At 43.6% G+C, this 17,233-nt stretch carries 12 protein-coding genes; 8 read left to right on the forward strand and 4 right to left on the reverse strand.

Going from position 1 to position 17,233, the window contains the following annotated elements; translation table 11 throughout:
• Positions 1-138 precede the first annotated feature (138 nt).
• Complete coding sequence (locus SR187_RS01060) at positions 139-1,305, reverse strand: BaiN/RdsA family NAD(P)/FAD-dependent oxidoreductase (RefSeq protein WP_120171240.1); 1,167 nt, start codon at positions 1,303-1,305, stop codon at positions 139-141.
• Positions 1,306-1,457: 152 nt separating this feature from the next.
• Here SR187_RS01060 and SR187_RS01065 point away from each other — a divergent pair, with 152 nt between their 5' ends.
• Complete coding sequence (locus tag SR187_RS01065; protein ID WP_024531435.1) at positions 1,458-1,955, forward strand: DUF536 domain-containing protein; 498 nt, start codon at positions 1,458-1,460, stop codon at positions 1,953-1,955.
• Between the two features lie 50 nt (positions 1,956-2,005).
• Here SR187_RS01065 and SR187_RS01070 read toward each other — a convergent pair whose 3' ends face one another.
• Positions 2,006-2,569, reverse strand: a complete 564-nt coding sequence (locus SR187_RS01070) for a GNAT family N-acetyltransferase (protein ID WP_029751246.1) — start codon at positions 2,567-2,569, stop codon at positions 2,006-2,008.
• Between the two features lie 87 nt (positions 2,570-2,656).
• On the opposite strand from SR187_RS01070, the gene SR187_RS01075 reads away from it, so the two are divergent.
• Complete coding sequence (locus SR187_RS01075) at positions 2,657-4,417, forward strand: glycerophosphodiester phosphodiesterase (protein ID WP_120171241.1); 1,761 nt, start codon at positions 2,657-2,659, stop codon at positions 4,415-4,417.
• A gap of 46 nt (positions 4,418-4,463) precedes the next feature.
• On the opposite strand, the gene SR187_RS01080 is transcribed toward SR187_RS01075, so the two are convergent.
• The gene (locus SR187_RS01080; protein ID WP_120171242.1) at positions 4,464-4,763 is read right to left on the reverse strand and encodes a YbaB/EbfC family nucleoid-associated protein; all 300 of its coding nucleotides are present in this window, start codon (positions 4,761-4,763) and stop codon (positions 4,464-4,466) included.
• A 185-nt stretch (positions 4,764-4,948) separates the two neighbouring features.
• Here SR187_RS01080 and SR187_RS01085 point away from each other — a divergent pair, with 185 nt between their 5' ends.
• Positions 4,949-6,118 carry an SIS domain-containing protein gene (locus SR187_RS01085; protein ID WP_120171243.1) on the forward strand — a complete coding sequence of 390 codons (1,170 nt, stop codon included), beginning with the start codon at positions 4,949-4,951 and terminating at the stop codon, positions 6,116-6,118.
• Between the two features lie 285 nt (positions 6,119-6,403).
• On the opposite strand, the gene SR187_RS01090 is transcribed toward SR187_RS01085, so the two are convergent.
• Positions 6,404-8,674 (reverse strand): Xaa-Pro dipeptidyl-peptidase, encoded by a 2,271-nt coding sequence (locus SR187_RS01090; protein ID WP_120171244.1) that lies wholly within the window; start codon positions 8,672-8,674, stop codon positions 6,404-6,406.
• A gap of 390 nt (positions 8,675-9,064) precedes the next feature.
• Here SR187_RS01090 and SR187_RS01095 point away from each other — a divergent pair, with 390 nt between their 5' ends.
• The 5 genes from SR187_RS01095 (at position 9,065) to SR187_RS01115 (ending at position 16,960) form a co-directional block, all read left to right on the forward strand.
• Positions 9,065-9,793: a CppA N-terminal domain-containing protein gene (locus SR187_RS01095; protein ID WP_120171245.1), complete on the forward strand. Its 729-nt coding sequence runs from the start codon at positions 9,065-9,067 to the stop codon at positions 9,791-9,793.
• Entirely contained in the window at positions 9,790-10,740 is a 951-nt protein-coding gene (locus SR187_RS01100) for a serine hydrolase domain-containing protein (RefSeq protein WP_120171246.1), read from the forward strand. Before SR187_RS01095 ends, SR187_RS01100 begins: the two co-directional genes overlap by 4 nt.
• A gap of 312 nt (positions 10,741-11,052) precedes the next feature.
• On the forward strand, positions 11,053-12,999 hold the full coding sequence (locus SR187_RS01105; RefSeq protein WP_120171247.1) for a YSIRK-type signal peptide-containing protein: 1,947 nt from the start codon (positions 11,053-11,055) through the stop codon (positions 12,997-12,999).
• A gap of 124 nt (positions 13,000-13,123) precedes the next feature.
• Positions 13,124-14,719 carry a YSIRK-type signal peptide-containing protein gene (locus SR187_RS01110; protein WP_120171248.1) on the forward strand — a complete coding sequence of 532 codons (1,596 nt, stop codon included), beginning with the start codon at positions 13,124-13,126 and terminating at the stop codon, positions 14,717-14,719.
• A gap of 345 nt (positions 14,720-15,064) precedes the next feature.
• On the forward strand, positions 15,065-16,960 hold the full coding sequence (locus tag SR187_RS01115; protein ID WP_120171249.1) for a YSIRK-type signal peptide-containing protein: 1,896 nt from the start codon (positions 15,065-15,067) through the stop codon (positions 16,958-16,960).
• The last annotated feature ends 273 nt before the right edge of the window (positions 16,961-17,233 follow it).

The raw sequence follows: 17,233 nt of genomic DNA on the forward strand, positions 1-17,233 counted from the left end.
ATACAACAAAAAACAAAAAAATTCAAGCAAAGTTTGCTTGAATATCTAGTAATAGGCACGAAAATAGCCAGCCGAATGAGGACACATAATTATGGGATGGAAACTTGAATAACCAAACCTAAAAGTAGCTTATCCAAGCTATGAACTACCCGCTACCCAGCCGGTTGCCAAACAGTAGGTGATGTTGAACCCACCTGTGTGAGCATTGATATCCAGAACTTCCCCAGCAAAGTGCAGACCGGGAACTTTTTTACTCTCCAGAGTTTTAGGGTTGATTTCTTTGAGATCAATGCCTCCCTTAGTAACAAAGGATTTTGCCAGAGACATTTTACCGCTAATTTGAATCGGTAAGGCTTTGAGGTGCTTGAGGAGGCTGGCTAATTCTTTATGAGTCACCTGCTTGACCTTACAATCATGAGACTCTGCGAAAAAATCGGCCAACCGCTCCGGAATGAGCTCCCGGAGTGCATTCTTAACGGATTTTTCTCGATTTTTTTCCAAATGCTCAGCCAAATCTTGCTCAGAATAAGCTGGCAATATGTCTAAAAAGACGGTTTCTCCACCCTTAATAAAACTTGACAAGCGAAGGGCAGCAGGACCGGACAAACCAAAGTGGGTAAAAAGTAAGTCATGAGTGATGATATGTTTGCCATAGGTAAGAGTGACATCGTCCAAAGAAATGCCCTGGAGTTTTTTGTGGGGGAAATCGGTCAAAATCGGACTTTCAGCAGCTTCAATATCCGTAACCTCAAGGTTAAAATGCCGAGCGATGTCGTGACCGAAACCAGTCGATCCAGTAGAAGGATAGGTTTTACCACCAGTAGTGACAATCAGCTGAGGAGCAGTAAAGGTTTCTGTAGCAGTCTTGACATGAAAGAGCTCACCCACCTTGCGGACGGAGACAACTTCCGTCCCTGTGTGAATCTCCACTCCATTTTCTAGCATCTTCATCTCAAGGCACTTGATAATCGTTTGGGAACGATCAGTAGTCGGAAAGACACGACCGTGGTCTTCTACCTTGAGTTGGACTCCATTTTCTTGGAAAAAATGAATAATATCATGATTGTCAAATTGAGAAAAAACGCTGTATAAAAACCGACCATTACCAGGAATACCAGCTAACAGGTCTTCTAGTGTCCCATTGTTGGTGACATTGCACCGTCCACCACCGGTTCCGGCCAATTTCTTCCCCAATCGCTTATTTTTCTCAAGGAGCAAGGTTTTTTTACCATAAAAACTCGCAGCAATAGCCGCCATCATACCAGCGGGTCCTGCTCCGATAATAATCGTATCTACTGTATTCATGCCTTTATTGTACCATAAAATACCAGAGGTGACAGCTAATCCTTTTTTGGTGTCAGAAATGCCTTGATTATTCCCATAAATTTGACAGGGATAGGCTTCTGTGGTAATATTTTAGTGATATAAACTAGAGGAATACAAGTACCGAGGATATTATGGGAATCGAAAAGACAGTCAGCGAGTTAGCTGAGATTTTGGGAGTGAGCCGTCAGGCTATGAACAACCGAGTAAAATCACTTCCGGAAGAGTTTGTAGAAAAAAATGACAAGGGGGTGACCGTTGTCAATCGTGCTGGCTTGATTAAGTTGGAGGAAATCTACAAAACAACCATTTTTGAAGATGAGCCGATTAGTGATGAAGTCAAGCACCGTGAACTAATGGAGATTTTAGTTGACGAGAAGAATGCTGAAATCATTCGCCTCTACAGCCAATTAAAAGCCAAGGATAAACAGCTTGCAGAAAAAGATGAACAGTTGCGCGTGAAAGATGTGCAAATTGCAGAAAAAGACAAGCAACTAGATCAGCAACAACAACTGACGCTTAAAGCCATGGCAGATAAGGAAGTTCTCAAGCTGGAGCTAGATGAAGTCAAGGCACAAGCAGAGGAAGGGCAGCAAGCTAAGAGTTTTTTTGCTCGTTTGTTTGGAAAATAAAATCAATTCGTTACAAAAAAAGTTGAAGTTGGATGATAATCTATCCAGCTTCAACTTTTTTGTTGCCTTTTTTCAATCTGTAAAGTCCACTCTTCCCTCAATATACCATATTTGACAGAATCCCAGTAATGTCCTTGCCAGTAGCGAACTTTTCGGATTTGAGCCTCCTTCACCATCCCAATTTTTTCAGCAGCTCGCATCATACGGTGGTTCCCAGACCAAGTGGTGAGGCCAATATGCTCCAAGTTGATAGTCGTTTTGAAAATCTGTCCCACCCACATATCAAGAGCTTTTGTACCGTAGCCACCATTCCAATATTGCTCATCGTAGATGACGATACCGATTTCTAGCCAACGGGTCTTTTCATCCTCCCAATGCTGGGTAACAATCCCTATTGGTTGCTGGTCAATGAAGATTCCCCAAACGTTGTGTGCTAAGTGGAAGTCATACATCCTACTCATCCGAAAAGCCTCAAAGTCAGGATACATCTGGTAATCTTCAAAATAGGGGCCATCCCATTTTTTCCATTCAGGTTGGGACTGGCTATAACCGATTTGCCAAATCTGATACAACTGAGCCTCTATCAGCGGAGCAATTGTCACTTCTTGGGTCATAATTTTTCCTCCTATGCCAATACCGTACCATTGTAACATAGATAAAGAAGGCTTGCAATTCCTACCAAAATATGGGACACTAGAATCATGAATAAATTACAACGAGAATTTCAAAAAATGTATTACAATCTGGACAAGATTCTCCTTCTTTTTTGTACTCTCTTCACCGTGATGGAGTTTGTCTGGATACCACTCAACTCTTGGATTTCTGAAGGATTATTGGCTATGACGGGCTATGCCTATCTCTCCCCGACCAATCTACTATCAGTTCTTTCGGAAAATCTTTTTGTGACAGGGCTCTTTCTGCTCCTATTTCTTATAAACATAGCCATTGCTTACTTGGAGTTAGCTCTGTTATTTACAGGAGTCTGGCACTTATTGGATGAAAAAGTGAAGCACCTACCGGACTATATGCGGGATGTACGAGATAGTATGTTAGCAATTATCCGTCATAGCAGCGTTGCAAAGGTACTATTTCTCCTTTTATATTCAGTCATTCTCCTACCGTTTTTACGACGAATTTTAAATATTTACTATTTTAACAAAATTGTCGTGCCACAATTTATCCTAGACTACCTGTTAGATACACCTTGGGTAGCAGCAGTCATTGTGATTACCCTCCTCGTTTTTTTCTGGCTAGCGACCCGGTTTATGTATGCCTTGCCGGAAATTTATTTTACACACAGAAGTGTCAAGGAGTCCATTGTCTACTCATGGGAGAAGACCAAGGGATGGCAACAAGTGGAATCATTGGTTAACCTTATCTGGCTAATCACCTTTCCTGTCCTCCTCTTTACAGGAGTGGGCTTTCTCCTCTATGTTGTACAGGTCTTATTTGATAACTATTTACCAAGCATTTCCATTGGTCTAGTAGTCATTTCCTACACGCTACTAAAGTTGCTCTATTATGGCATAATCGCCCTGTTTATGATTGGATTTGTCAGCCTCTTGACAGGAAAACAGTTACCTATCTATCGCCGCAAACGCCTGCGCCACGGACTGCGTTTAGTCATCTTATTGCTCTCTGGCCTATTTTTTGGAATTCAAGGTGTCCTGACCCTCTATTATCCATTCCATACGCTACCAGTCACCATTTCTCATAGAGGAGTGGATGATGGCAATGCTGTGCAGAACTCTGTGGAAGGACTGGAAAAAACATCTAGACTCAAACCAGATTATATCGAGATGGATGTTCAGGAGACCAAGGATGGTCAATTTGTTGTCATGCATGATACCGACCTATTGGCTTTAACGGGCAATCCTGGAGGGACACACGATTATACCCTAGCAGAGTTGACAGCAATGACAGCATCAGAAAATGGCTTGGCAGCTCCGGTTCCTTCTTTTGACACCTATCTAGACAAAGCCGATGAGCTGGGGCAAAAATTATTAGTGGAAATCAAGGTGACCAAGGCCGATTCGCCAAACCTAACACGAAACTTTCTGAAAAAATACGGGAGTCGCTTGCTTGCCAAGGGGCATCAAATGCAGTCCTTAGATTATCAGACGATTGCTGACATCAAGCAGTATGACGAACAACTTGTTTCTTTATTTATATTACCTTTTAACTCAATTTATCCAACAACGGTTGCAGATGGTTACACCATGGAATACACTTCCTTGGACAAACACTTTATGCTAAAATCTTGGTTCCGTGGTAAATCAGTCTATGCTTGGACACCCAATAATCGAGAAACGATGACGAAGATGGTCTTGTTACAAGTTGACGGTATTATTACAGATAAAATGACCGAGTTGAAAAAACTGATGGAAGAACTTCAGACCGAATATCACTATGCTGACCTTTTCTTCCTACAATTCCAGTCTTTACTATACAACTTTGAATAAACACAATAAAAGACGCGAAGGTTGGACCCAATCGCGTCTTTTGGCATTAGAATGGCAATTTACCAGCAAAAGCACCAAGTTTTTTCTGTGTTTCATCATCAATTTTTGCAAGAGCAGCATTGACGGCTTGTAGTGTCATATCCTGCAAGGTTTCAAGATCGTCTGCATCAACGACTTCCGGTTTAAAGTCGATAGAAACCAACTTTTTATCACCAGAAAAGGTCGCTCTTACCAAGTCTTGAGCAGATGTACCTGTAAATTGAGCAGCAGCCAATTCAGCTTGGCTCTTCTCCATTTGCTTTTGCATTTTTTGAGCCTGTTTCATCAGATTTTGCATATTTATCATAAGCCAATAGTCTCCTTAAAGTAACTTGTCAAGCTATTATACACTATTTCTAGGAAGTTTGGTAGTTTTGTGAGAAAGAAGGTTAGCCTGTCTTAATATATTAAACTATTTTTTGATTGACTTTAAAGGATACATTCGCTATAATAAAAGAAAAAGTGGTTATAACCAGATGCCAAGGAGGAGTTATGTTTCGTTTAGAAAAAGAAGAACTCGAACGATTGGGCGCTATTATTACAGCAAAAGAGATTTTCCAGCAGCCCAGTCTGTGGAAGGAAGTCCATCAGTTGTACGTAGAGAAGTTGGAAGTCATTGAACGCTTTCTTGCTGACCTCAAGGAAAAACATGATAGTCTCCATGTTATATTTACCGGTGCAGGAACTTCTGATTTCGTAGGTCAAAGTATTGTCAATTATCTTAATCAAGTCAACGATCTGAAGCACATTCGCTTTTCTGCTATCGGGACGGTTGAACTAGTTGGACGTCCCCATGATTACCTTCAAGCAGATCTTCCGACTGTCTTGGTATCCTTTGCTCGTTCTGGCAATTCACCTGAGAGCTTGGCAGCGGTAGAAGTAGCAAAACAACTCATCAATCAACTCTACCAAGTCACCATTACCTGCGCTCCAGAAGGAAAGCTTGCTCTTGTAGCTAAAGGAGATGCAGAAAATCTCCTACTCTTGCAGCCATCAGGCTCTAACGATAAAGGTTTTGCCATGACAGGGAGCTATAGTTGCATGGCACTAACAGCACTTTTGGTCTTTTCACCAGCTAGTCAGGCAGAAAAGGCAGACTGGGTAGAGACGATTGTCCGTCTGGGTCAGGATGTTTTAGATCGTGAAGACTATGTGCAGGAATTGATAAACCTTGACTTTGAGCGCGTGATTTATCTGGGTGCCGGTGATTTTTATGGACTTGCCCATGAGGCTCAGTTGAAAATCCTTGAGCTAACAGCAGGTAAAATTGCGACCCTGTACGAATCACCACTTGGCTTTCGCCATGGACCAAAATCCTTCATCAACGATAAAACCCTCGTCTTCTTATTTGTCTCAAATGATGCCTATACCCGCCAGTACGATATTGACTTGCTCAATGAAGTTCATGGAGATGGTATAGCAACTCGGACAGTTGCTCTTTCAGCAAGTCCATTAGAAGGAACGACAGCTCCAAGCTTTGTTTTGGCAGAAGGTGGTGCCAGTCTACCAGATGTGTGCTTAACCTTCCCCTATATCATCTTTGCTCAAACCGTATCCATCATGGCGGCTATCAAATGTGAAAACTTACCAGATACACCATCACCGACCGGCACAGTCAATCGTGTGGTACAAGGAGTTACCATCCACCCGCTAGAAAACTAGAAGAAAATGAGTCATAACCCACTTTAGATTGAAGAAAAAGTCCAGTTTGGACAAACTCTTCAATCTTTTTTTGCAGTCGGCAGTAAAAAACTCCCAGAAATGTTGGAATAATAACATTTCTGAGAGTTTAATGACGAACCATAACTGAAAACTTCAAAATGATAAGAATAGCTGTTTTGATAAATCGGAATCAGGAAAAACACCTACAAACGCTCTTAGAGTATGAAAGCTTGTTTTGCTGGTAAGCTAGAATCACTGTAGTGACAAGCATTGACTTACCAACAGTTAGCTATAGGGCAGTACCATGTGTGATTGGTCCAAATCAATACTGATTTGCCAGTCGTGATTATCCCGAATGGTGCATTCAAAATCAGTGGTATAGAGGATAAGGCGGAGTTTGTCGCCTTTTTTCAATTTGTAGATTGTCGGTTGCAAGTCCCAACCAATCGTCATCCACTGGTCTGGGACAACTGCTTCGACAGTCATGAGGTTAGATCGGTTTTGAAGGTTGATAAAGCCCTTAGTAATGACTCGGTGAGGAGTATCTACAAAAGGAAGTTCGACCAGGTTTTCTTGGGCGTAGTAACGACCATTGTCCACGCTAGCCCGAGCTATCGGGCTAGGAATAGGTGTCAGTCGCTTCGTAGACCCCACATCCAACAGATGGGCAGACAGGAGTCCCTTGGAAAGACTAGATTTGACCTGTAACTGAAGATGAACCCTACCATTGAGATGGATGTCTCGGTCCACCTCTATATCGACAGTGATCTGATTGGCCTTATCCGTAAAGAGATCTTGATGGAAGGTAGGATAGGATTTGCAGTATGTTTCAAAGGTTTTCTCATCGTATCGGTTTTGAATGACCGCCTTCTCCTGTCCAAGTGAGAAGCGATGTTGATGGTTTCCGCCAAAAGTCTCCAAGCTGATCCAATTTTGCTCGGCTTGGTTGTCCTGCCAGATGACAGAAGGTAGTTGATAGCCATTGTCATAGCCCAGCAATTTCTGGCTGAGCAGGGCATTCATGGACTCGCGGAAGTCGATGGATTGCCAGTTGTTCATATAGACATGGGCACCATTATGGAAAAAAAGGTGCTTCTTGATGTGAGCAGGCAGGGCATGAAACATATTCCAGACATGAATTGGCTTGACGTTCCAGTCCTGTGATCCGTGGGTGAAGACCACTTCACATCTGACCTTGTCAGCTTGGAGCAAGTAGTTGCGATCCTGCCAGTATTGATTGTAATCACCGGTGGTACGGTCGAGAGAGTCTCGTTCGGCAGCAAGCCCCTTTTCGTAGTTCTTGCGATTGCGGAGAAAGTCGCCAGCTTGCAGGCTCTTAGAGTAGGTCAGAGCGGTCAAACTATCCAAATCTTCACCGGGATAGCCACCGGGACTGGTCACGAGACCATTTTCACGATAGTAGTCATACCAAGAAGAAATACCAGCTTCTGCGATGATAACTTCTAGCCCCTTGACACCCGTTGTCGCTAAAGCATTGGACATAGTACCTAGATAGGATAGTCCCGTTGTCGCTACCTTGCCATTTGCCCAATCAGCCTTGACCTCTAGCGAGCGCGTGTGATCTGTATAGGCTTTGCTACGACCGCCCAACCAGTCAATGACTGCCTTGTAGCCTTCTACCTGCTGATAGTCACCGGAGGTCATGTAGCCAGTGGAGCCGAGTGTCCCCACGCCTGAGACATGAAGACTGGCAAAACCACGAGCCAGGAAGTAATCATTGAGGGAGTAAGAGCTGATGTGCCCCAGTTTCTCAGTAGCAGAGCTGATAGGCAACTTGCGCTGGTCTAGTGCAAGCCTTGTAAAGCTAGGTTCCTTGACGAGGATGTCTCCAACAGGTTTTTCAGCCAACTCCCCTTCCATCTTGTGGAGAGCCTTGTCACTAGCAACTTCATTGACCCCTTGATGATAGGGACTGTTGGTAATGACAGCAGGAATTTTTCCAGCAAAATGAGGACGAAGGATCGAGACCTTAACCAAGTCGGTCTGCCCGCTCCCTGCCGTATCAACAGGTGTTTCAACATAGACCACCTCACGAATGAGATGATTGGTCGAAAAAGTTGCCAGAGATTTTCCATTGAAGAAATGATAGGTGTTCTCCTCCGGGATAAAATTATCGCTGACCAGGCGGTCAATCAAGGTATTTCCAGATTTTGTCCGAGTATTGAGCAGTTGATAGAGATTTTCAATCAAGTGACCATAGACGATTGGGAAATTGGTCTTCTCCACAAATTCCATCACATCGGTATAGTCAAAATGAGGAACAAAACCAAGCAGTTGTAAAGCAACCTGATAAAATACCTGCTCTGTCAAATCGCAGTCCGACTGGAAAAACGTCAGCAAATCCATATCCCAATCCGCAATCATATTGGACAAGGCAAAATCCGTATTTTCCGTCAAAAAATGACATCTTCTAACAAACGTTTCTAGATTTTTTTTACCGCTTGCCTCTGCATCCAAAGGAAAACCAACCGCAGCCAGTTCCTGTAGGCAAGTAGCATCATCTTGTTTGATGAAAGAAAATTGATTAAAACGCATACCCTCTCCTTCTTTCTTAAAATTCATCTGTATTAGCTATTATATCCGATAAGACTCCATTTGTCTAAAATTTATCAGTATTAACTACCGTTGAAAGATGAAACCATAGCCTAGGAAACTTGATACTTAGACGAGTAAAAATGGCTGTTATAAAACCAAAAAATATTAGTGCGGCAAAAAGGTCTCATCAGCCAAAACTAAACCAATTTGAGATGATTTTGACGGTAGCTTAGACTATTTTGATAGGATTTTAGTCCACTTTGTTTTTCCGCCTACCATTTCTCAGATTATCGGAGCTAAAAGTAGCCCGAAATACTATAATTATTTGTAAAATAGTGAAAATTTTTATACAATACAATATTGTAGAGTGATTGAGGAGAAAAACATATCGTGTTGAGAAAGAATGAAGCGATAGTTCCTGTTTTGCGTATCAATAACAGAGCTATCAACCTAGTATTTTTAGAAGAACATCTAGGAATGAAAAACAAATTGGAAGATGGTCCCTTTGCTGAGTTGGGGGACAGTTCAGAAGTCAAGCTCGTCTTGATGGAGTCACCAGGAACAAGGACACGTGCTGTTAGAGGGACTAAAAAACTAAACAAAATCGTGATAAAAGTAGATAATGCCTCAGAAATTGAGACCTTGTTAGCCCAAGGAACTCCCTTTAGCAAACTCTATCAAGGGCAAAATGGCTATGCATTTGAAGCGGTATCTCCCGAAGGAGATACTTTCTTACTCTATGCTGAGGACTCAGTTGCTGACTTGAAAGAGATACTACCTCCTGTTCCCTTTATTGCTCAGGAAGAATTTTCAGGTCTGACTACCTTTACTGTAGAATCCATCTGGATCAATACCCCACAACCAAGTACCAGTCAAGCCTTTTACCAAGCCATCCTGCCCAACCAGACCTTCTTACGCTTTGTTCAAGCAGAAGGAGTAGACTTGCTGGCACCTGCAGAACAGGTCTGGGATTTGGACAGCGTGCGTTTCCCAGTAGAACAGAGCTTTGCTTGGACAGATTTGGAAAGTCGCTTGACAGATCCATTCTTTAAAGACAGGAAAGAAACCTTTATCCAGACAGTAGACCCTAGCGGCATCGAATGTTGGTTTGAAAAATGAGACAGGTGATTATTGACAACATTCTAGAGCAGATTGAACAAGGAGTCTATCCCGGAGCCAGTCTGGCTCTTTTTTCTAAGGGAAAGTGGCAGGAATATTATCTAGGGACCCTGGATGGCCAACAACCAGTCAAACCGAGCTTGACCTATGACCTAGGCTCTGTTTCCAAAGTGGTCGGGGTAGGGACTCTTGCGATTTTTTTGGTAAATAGCGGAGCTTTGGAGCTAGATAGGACCTTGCAGTCGTACTATCCAGCCTTTGCTGATAGCCGAGTAACCATCCGACAACTCCTGACCCATACTAGTGGCATTGATCCCTTTATCCCCCACCGAGATAGCCTGACTGCCGATCAACTCAAAGAAGCCATTTTACAGATCAAGGTGACCGACGATAGGCATTTTTTCTATACCGACCTCAATTTTCTCCTGCTAGGCTTTTTGTTGGAAGAGCTGACAGACGAGTCGCTAGACAAGCTGTTTCAGCGGCATATTTTTCAGCCCTTTGGCATGATGCAAACTTCCTTTGGTCCAGTTTCAGAAGCTGTACCAACTGTTCGAGGAGCAAAGGCTGGCGTGGTTCATGATCCTAAGGCACGAGTCTTGGGACATCATGCAGGTAGTGCAGGACTGTTTTCAACGATTGAGGACTTGCAAATCTTTTTGGAGCAGTACCTGACAGAAGATTTTGCGGCTGAGTTGACCCGAGACTATGGTTTTGATGAAAAACGTGAGCGTTCGCTAGCTTGGGATAAGAAGGGGAGTTGGTTATCGCATACAGGCTATACAGGGACCTTTATCATGTACAATCGCCCCCTACAACAAGCAGTCATTTTCCTATCCAATCGAACCTTTGAAAGGGATGAACGAACCCAATGGAAACAAGATAGAAATCAAATTATGGCTCTGATTCGTCAGACATTGGAAAAAGAAGCAGCAGAAGATTGTTAGCTCTCCTCTCAGCAGAGATGATTGTCCTATCAATCAGTCGAAAAAAGCCCCCAACTACAGCGATAGTTGGGGGCTTTTTTGATGGGTCAATGTGACCATAGGAAGAGGGAAGATGACGGTGGTTGACTCCGAAAATATACCCACTGTCATCAGGCAAAAAGCCAATATTTTTATGAATAGATAAAAAATAGACAAAGAATAGAAAGACGATAGAATGCGCTTTCTTAATTGGTGTATACTAGAGTTGTAAAATTTGCTATCACTATCGCCTTTTTGTGATCGTGATTGGATAGGAGGTACTCGATTCAAGTAATGAAATACAAAAAGCACCGGCGTTATAGTATTCGGAAGCTACATGTAGGAGCTGGCTCGGTCATTATCGGGACAATTCTACTTGCAGGAACACCGATGCAAAGCGTTCAAGCTCAAGAGCAGGGGATGCCAACAACCTCCTCCTTGAGTGAACAAAATGGATCAGGGCACCCCTCTGATTCTAGCGGGAAAGGAGGAGATGCAGAGGCTAATTCTAGTGCCTCATCAAAAGACAATCAGTCACCTTCGGCAGGAACTTCCGCTCTGCCAGCAGGAGCACTGGACACCTCAGCATCCACATCAGAAAGAACACCTTCTTCAGGGTTGGGGCTGGGTCACCAGTCATCTGCTTCTTCTACTTCCCTGCTCAGCGAAGCTAGCAACATATCACTGACGAATGGTCAAGCCGGTAAGCAAAATTCTCTACCTAGCAGTAAGCAATCAACTACGGTCAGCATGGCTTATCGGGAAGATGTCAAAGAGGTGGACGGCAGTGTTGATTATGAACTGTCCTATGATAGGGATGCAGAGAATAAGGCAACCATCGTCAAGTGGGCGGTGACAATCAATAAGAAGGATGAGTCATGGACCAATCCGAGATTTGTCTTTGCTTTTCCCAAGGGCGTAGAGGTTCAAGAAGATATTGAAAGCACCTCAGATGTGTTTAAAGACTTCAAGTTTTCAGATTTTAAACGTGGCGGTAATGGCGAAGACCAGAGTTACTGGAAATCTGAAAGAAGCACAGACTTAAATGACTATAATGCTGAATGGTATCGGCATGTATACTGGTCGGGAGCAGAGAATCATAAACTGACCTCTGACAAGTTTGAAACACTACTCAACATAACAATCGCATCAGGTATCATAAATGTTATCAAAGGAGAAGGAACATTTACTTTTAAGATAAAAGTTCCGGATAATAGTGATGTAAATCCTTTCAACATGCCCTTGCTGGCAGGAATTAACCAGTTTAGTTGGTCACATTGGTACCGCTTCAAAGGAGAAGTTCCGAAAGAGGGTGTTCAAAAACCGCAATTCCCAGATAAAGGTACGAATGGTCTAGGTGATGGTACAGCCAAGATTCTTCCAGGACCAAGGCCAGAGCCATCTGTACCTAAGGTGCCAGAGGTACCGAAGAAACCGGCACCTACCCCTCCGGAACAACCACGAGTGACACCGCCGGCACCATCTCAGCCGAAAGGCGAGATGATACCAATGCCAACTCCACCGATGAAGCCGGAAGGAAGACCTGAGGAAAATAGACCGAAAGGTGAGGAACCACGGGTAGAACTCCCACCAGCAGAGAAGCCACGAGGTGAAATGAAGCCAGCTCCGGTTCCGCCAATGAAACCGGACTCAAGCCCATCTCTGCCAGAGGCACCGAAGAGGGACATCCCACAGAATGAACAACCTCAGATGGAAGTGCCACAGCCAGAGGTAACACCGAAACCACAGGATGAAATAATACCTATACCGGAGTTACCTATGAAACCAGACCCAACACCACCGGCGCCGGATAAAGCTCCTGCCCTACCAAGGAAACCGGAGCAACCGAAAGGCGAAATAATGCCGTCACCGGTATTACCGCTGAAACCGGACTCATCTGCACCGGAGTCGCCAAAAATGGACAAACCAAAAGCTGAGAAGCCGAAGTTAGGACAACAACCAGAGGTGACACCGAAACAACAAGATGAGATCAAACCTCTGCCAGTGGAACCAATAAAACCAAGCCCGGTACCATCTGTATCAGCGCAACCAAAAGTAGAAGCACCGAAGGTTGAACAGCCACGAGCTGAGCAACCACAAGCAACGCAATCAAGTCCTCAAGCCAAAGCTGGTGCCAAAGAGTTGCCAAATACAGGTGATGGATTATCCATTCTCCCATGGTTAGGTAGTGGTTTGTTGGGAATGCTAGGAGTTGTCTATATGAGAAAGAGAAAGAAATAACCCATTTCTGACGAGTAGGGTAGAGGAAACATCAGGTTAATCGCCATATTTTCTCTATCCTGAACTCCAAGCAAGAAATGTATGAAAGTATATCAAAGATAGTATAAGAGAGGAATTATTCATAATGGATAAGTCAACAAAGAAACAACGTTACAGTCTTCGTAAGACACAGATGGGAGTCGGCTCGGTATTGCTAGCGACTATCCTTTTGACCGCAGGAGCTGCGAAAGCAGAGGATAGTGTTATAGGGCAGGGAGGCGGTTTAGGTCTCACTGATGGTATCCAAGGCAAGAATGGACCACAAATTATGAGTCTAACACCGGACGGAGGAGGCCGTCGAAATCCAGGGGATGATAGAAAACCGCAGGTTGATGATGAGGCTCCTAGAACACCAAGGTTGCTTGATGGAGGCACTCAGGATGGTTTGGGAGATGGTGGTAAAACAAAGGTTGAGTCTTTAGCTGGTCCAGATGGTTCTGGTCATGGAGGAAAACATTTAGGTCTAAATTTAGGTGGCGCATATATCTATGGAAACGGTGACCGTCCCGAGGTAGAAGATCCAAGGATACATGTCCCAGAAAAAGGTAATGAGAAAGAAGAGCCTAAGCCAGAAGAAACACCAATACCACTGCCACGAGTGCAAGACCAGCCTCAACCAACTCCAAAATCAAAACCAGAAGAAACACCTAAATCAGCTCCACTAAAGGCTAAACCTCAAGCTCAACCTCAAAGCTCACCGTCAGGACATTCAAATGTAAATAGTGGAACAACTACAGCCTTAGTTCTTGCTTATAAGTTAGAAGATAGTGATAAGGTTGAAAAGGTAAAAGAAGGTCAAATCAAAACAAAAGAAGAATTAGAGCAGGCTGTGGAGGAGACTGTAGCTTCTAATAAGGATAAGTATCCATACTTTGATCGACTTGATAGACCGGATGGAGTTATATTACTGTTTAGTAAGTTTAAGGCAAATATATTTATTAAAACAGTTGGAGAAGATGGAACTAGCACGGTAAGCTATCCATTCTATAATGAACAGAAGTTCAAGAAAGAAATCGAAGACTTGGAAAAAGGCTTCGCCGACACCTATGATGTGAAGCGTGAAGATAGTAAAGATAGCGAAGGTGTCACAACAGTTACTTTGACCTTGACTAAGAAAGGTCTCAAGCCACAAGTAACACCTCAACCAGAAAAACCATCAACACCAGAGGTAGCACCAAAACCAGATGACAAACCATCTGTACCATCTAAACCAGAGGTAGCGCCAAAACCAGATGAGAAACCATCTGTACCATCTACACCAGAGGTAGCACCAAAACCAGGTGAGAAACCATCTGTACCATCTAAACCAGAAGTGGCACCAAAACCAGATGACAAACCATCTATACCAGAACCAGAAAAACTTGAGATGGATAAATCAATGAAAGTGGTACCAGGCAAGCCGAAGAAAGCAACGCCAGAAGCACAAGTACCAGAAGCACAAGTGCCACAAGTACCACAAGTACAAGTACCACAGTCTCAAGCACCACAGCTTCCATCACCTAAGGAAGAAGTAGCTAAGGTTCAACAACAACCAAGAGCTATTCAATCAAGCGCTCCAGCTAAATCTGGTGGCAAGCAGTTACCAAATACAGGTGAAGCAGCATCTATCCTCACCTTGGTAGGAAGCGGAATGCTTGGATTGCTAGGCTTGGCTTTCACAAAAAAGAGAAAAACTAAATAGTTTTTTAAAAAAAATAGGGTATAGAAAAAACCTATACCTGTGATCGTATCTTTCCACTTTTCTACAGTTTCTCTCTAACGAGTTAGATTAGGATTGTAAGCTATTCTATCTACCTAACTTTTCACGGAAAAGATACGATTACAAATGATAGATTTTATAGGGCATAGGGATACACTTATGCCCTAAATCTATTCGAGTCTACTCTAGGGACTCATTTTACAAAAGGAGTTGTTTATATAAGATAATGATAATGCCGAGGAGTCAAAGGTGACTCCAGTGCTAAGCGAGTTGCTTGGGCTTTGGCAGTAGCGAACTGCACTAAATACGATATGAGGAGGTAGTTATATGATGAAACGTGCAAGAAAACAATGTTACAGTATCAGGAAGCTGCAGGTAGGAGTCGGCTCAGTTATGCTTGGGACGATTTTGTTAGCGATAACATCCGCGCAGAATGTACAGGCTCAAGAGACTTCCCCTTCCAGTGGGACGGACGGAGCGACACAAGTAACTTCTGGTCTCGGAGTTGCAGGAAGTGACACAACGATTGTTCACAGTATCTCTCAAGATACTTCATCCCAATCTTCAACCCCATCATCCACACCCTCTTCAACAATCAGTTCTACTGCGGCACCCACCTCAAGCAGCCAGCAATTCCCTCTCAGCGAGGCTAAGAATACCTCAGAAGCTGTGAATACCTCAGTAGTGGCTGACAGCCTAACAATCAGTGAAAACTCTACCCCCACTACTAAGCAATCCAAGACGGTCAATATGGCTTATCGCGAAGATGAGAAAAATGTAGATGGTAGCATTGATTACACGACCAGCTATATAAGAGATGAGGCAAAGAAGGAAACTATAGTTAACTGGGCGGTGACGGTTAATAAAAAGAATGAGACTTGGAATGGTCCAAGGATTGTCTTTGCTTTTCCTAAGGGAGTAGAGGTTCAAGAAGAAATCACTAGTCCTTCAGGGGCATTTGAAAATGTTAAATTCTCAGATTTTAAGCGTGACGGAGGAGAGTCTAAGAAATATTGGAAAGCAGATCAGAAAGAAGATTCTAAATGGTTTAAAGAAGAATGGGATTGGCATGTTTCTTGGGCTGGTGTGGATAAACAAGGCTTTTCTCCAGAGCAATTCCAAACTCTTGTTAACTTAGCTAGTGGTGTTTTTTACGCTATAAGTGGTACCGGCACCTTCACTTTTAAACTCAAAGTTCCAGATGCTAGCACCATCAACCCTTATGACCTACCTTTGTTAGCAGGAATAAATCAGTTTGGAGGATTGACGGCAAGTTGGTACCGTTTCAAGGGAGAGGTGCCAAAGGGGAATATTCCAAATCCACATTTCCCAGGGTCAGCCGGGGGGAACGGTGGCTTGACAAATGGCGGAGCCATCATTACTCCCGCACCAAAACAACCAACCCCTCAGCTACCAACCCCTTTAGAAAAACCTAAGGTCGAGGCGCCACCAAGCAATGAGATAAAACCAAAACCAGCCTTGCCAATGCAGTCGACCCCTCCAGCAACAGGTGAGCAAAAACGCCAGTTGGAATCAATCAAAGTCTTACCATTGGTGCCAGAGACATCGCCAGCAATTCCCGAACAACCGAAACCTGACAGACCAAAAGATGAGCTGAAACCAGCACCGGTCTTACCATTGGTGCCAAATGTAACCCCACCGAAAGCTGATCAGTTGAAACCTGAACAGCCAGAGCGCAGGATTATGCCAGCACCCGTTCTACCGATGAATCCAGACACAGCCCCTGTGGTACCTGAGCAACCGAAGCCTGATAAGCCAAAGACCCAAGGCGAGCTGATAGCAGTACCGATAGTTCCTATAAAACCTGAGGTTGACGCACCGAAAAATACTCCTAAGCTCAACAGACCACAGCTCAGAATTCCGCACATTGAATTGCCTAAGGACGAGAAACCAAAAGGAATGCCGAAGCCACAAGGTGAGCTAAAACCTATCGAAGTATTGCCACTACGACCAGAATCAGCACCAAGCACATCAGAAAAAATCAAAGCGGCAGTACCACAAGTAGGAGCAAGTCAGGCTGCAAGACCGCACGTGGATTCATCCAAAGTTTCACAATCAACGACAATGCAAACAAGCAAACCAGCCAAGTCTACTACCAAGCACCTACCAGATACAGGCGAAGCACCATCTGTATTCCCATGGCTGGGCGCTGGTTTGATTGGATTGATGGGAGTAGCTTATATCAGAAAAAATAAAAAATAAAGCGCCACTTATCAAATGAGATACACAACGATCTCTCTCCCATCAATTATAATAATCCCATAAAGACAAGTACCAAGAGAGGACAACTCGTCCTCTCTTTCTTGTCCTTCTTAAAGAATATCGCCTATCAATTCCAATAATCAGCCCTTCTCTATGAGAAAAACGCTGTAGACTCTTCATAAGAGCGGAAAAGATACGAAGTAATACCCCCATACCTACTGCCTCTCAAAAAACCGTAAGAAAGGCAATAACAGACGTATAGACCATAAACTT

It is taken from the genome of Streptococcus ruminantium, from assembly GCF_003609975.1.
In the GTDB taxonomy this organism is placed as follows: domain Bacteria; phylum Bacillota; class Bacilli; order Lactobacillales; family Streptococcaceae; genus Streptococcus; species Streptococcus ruminantium.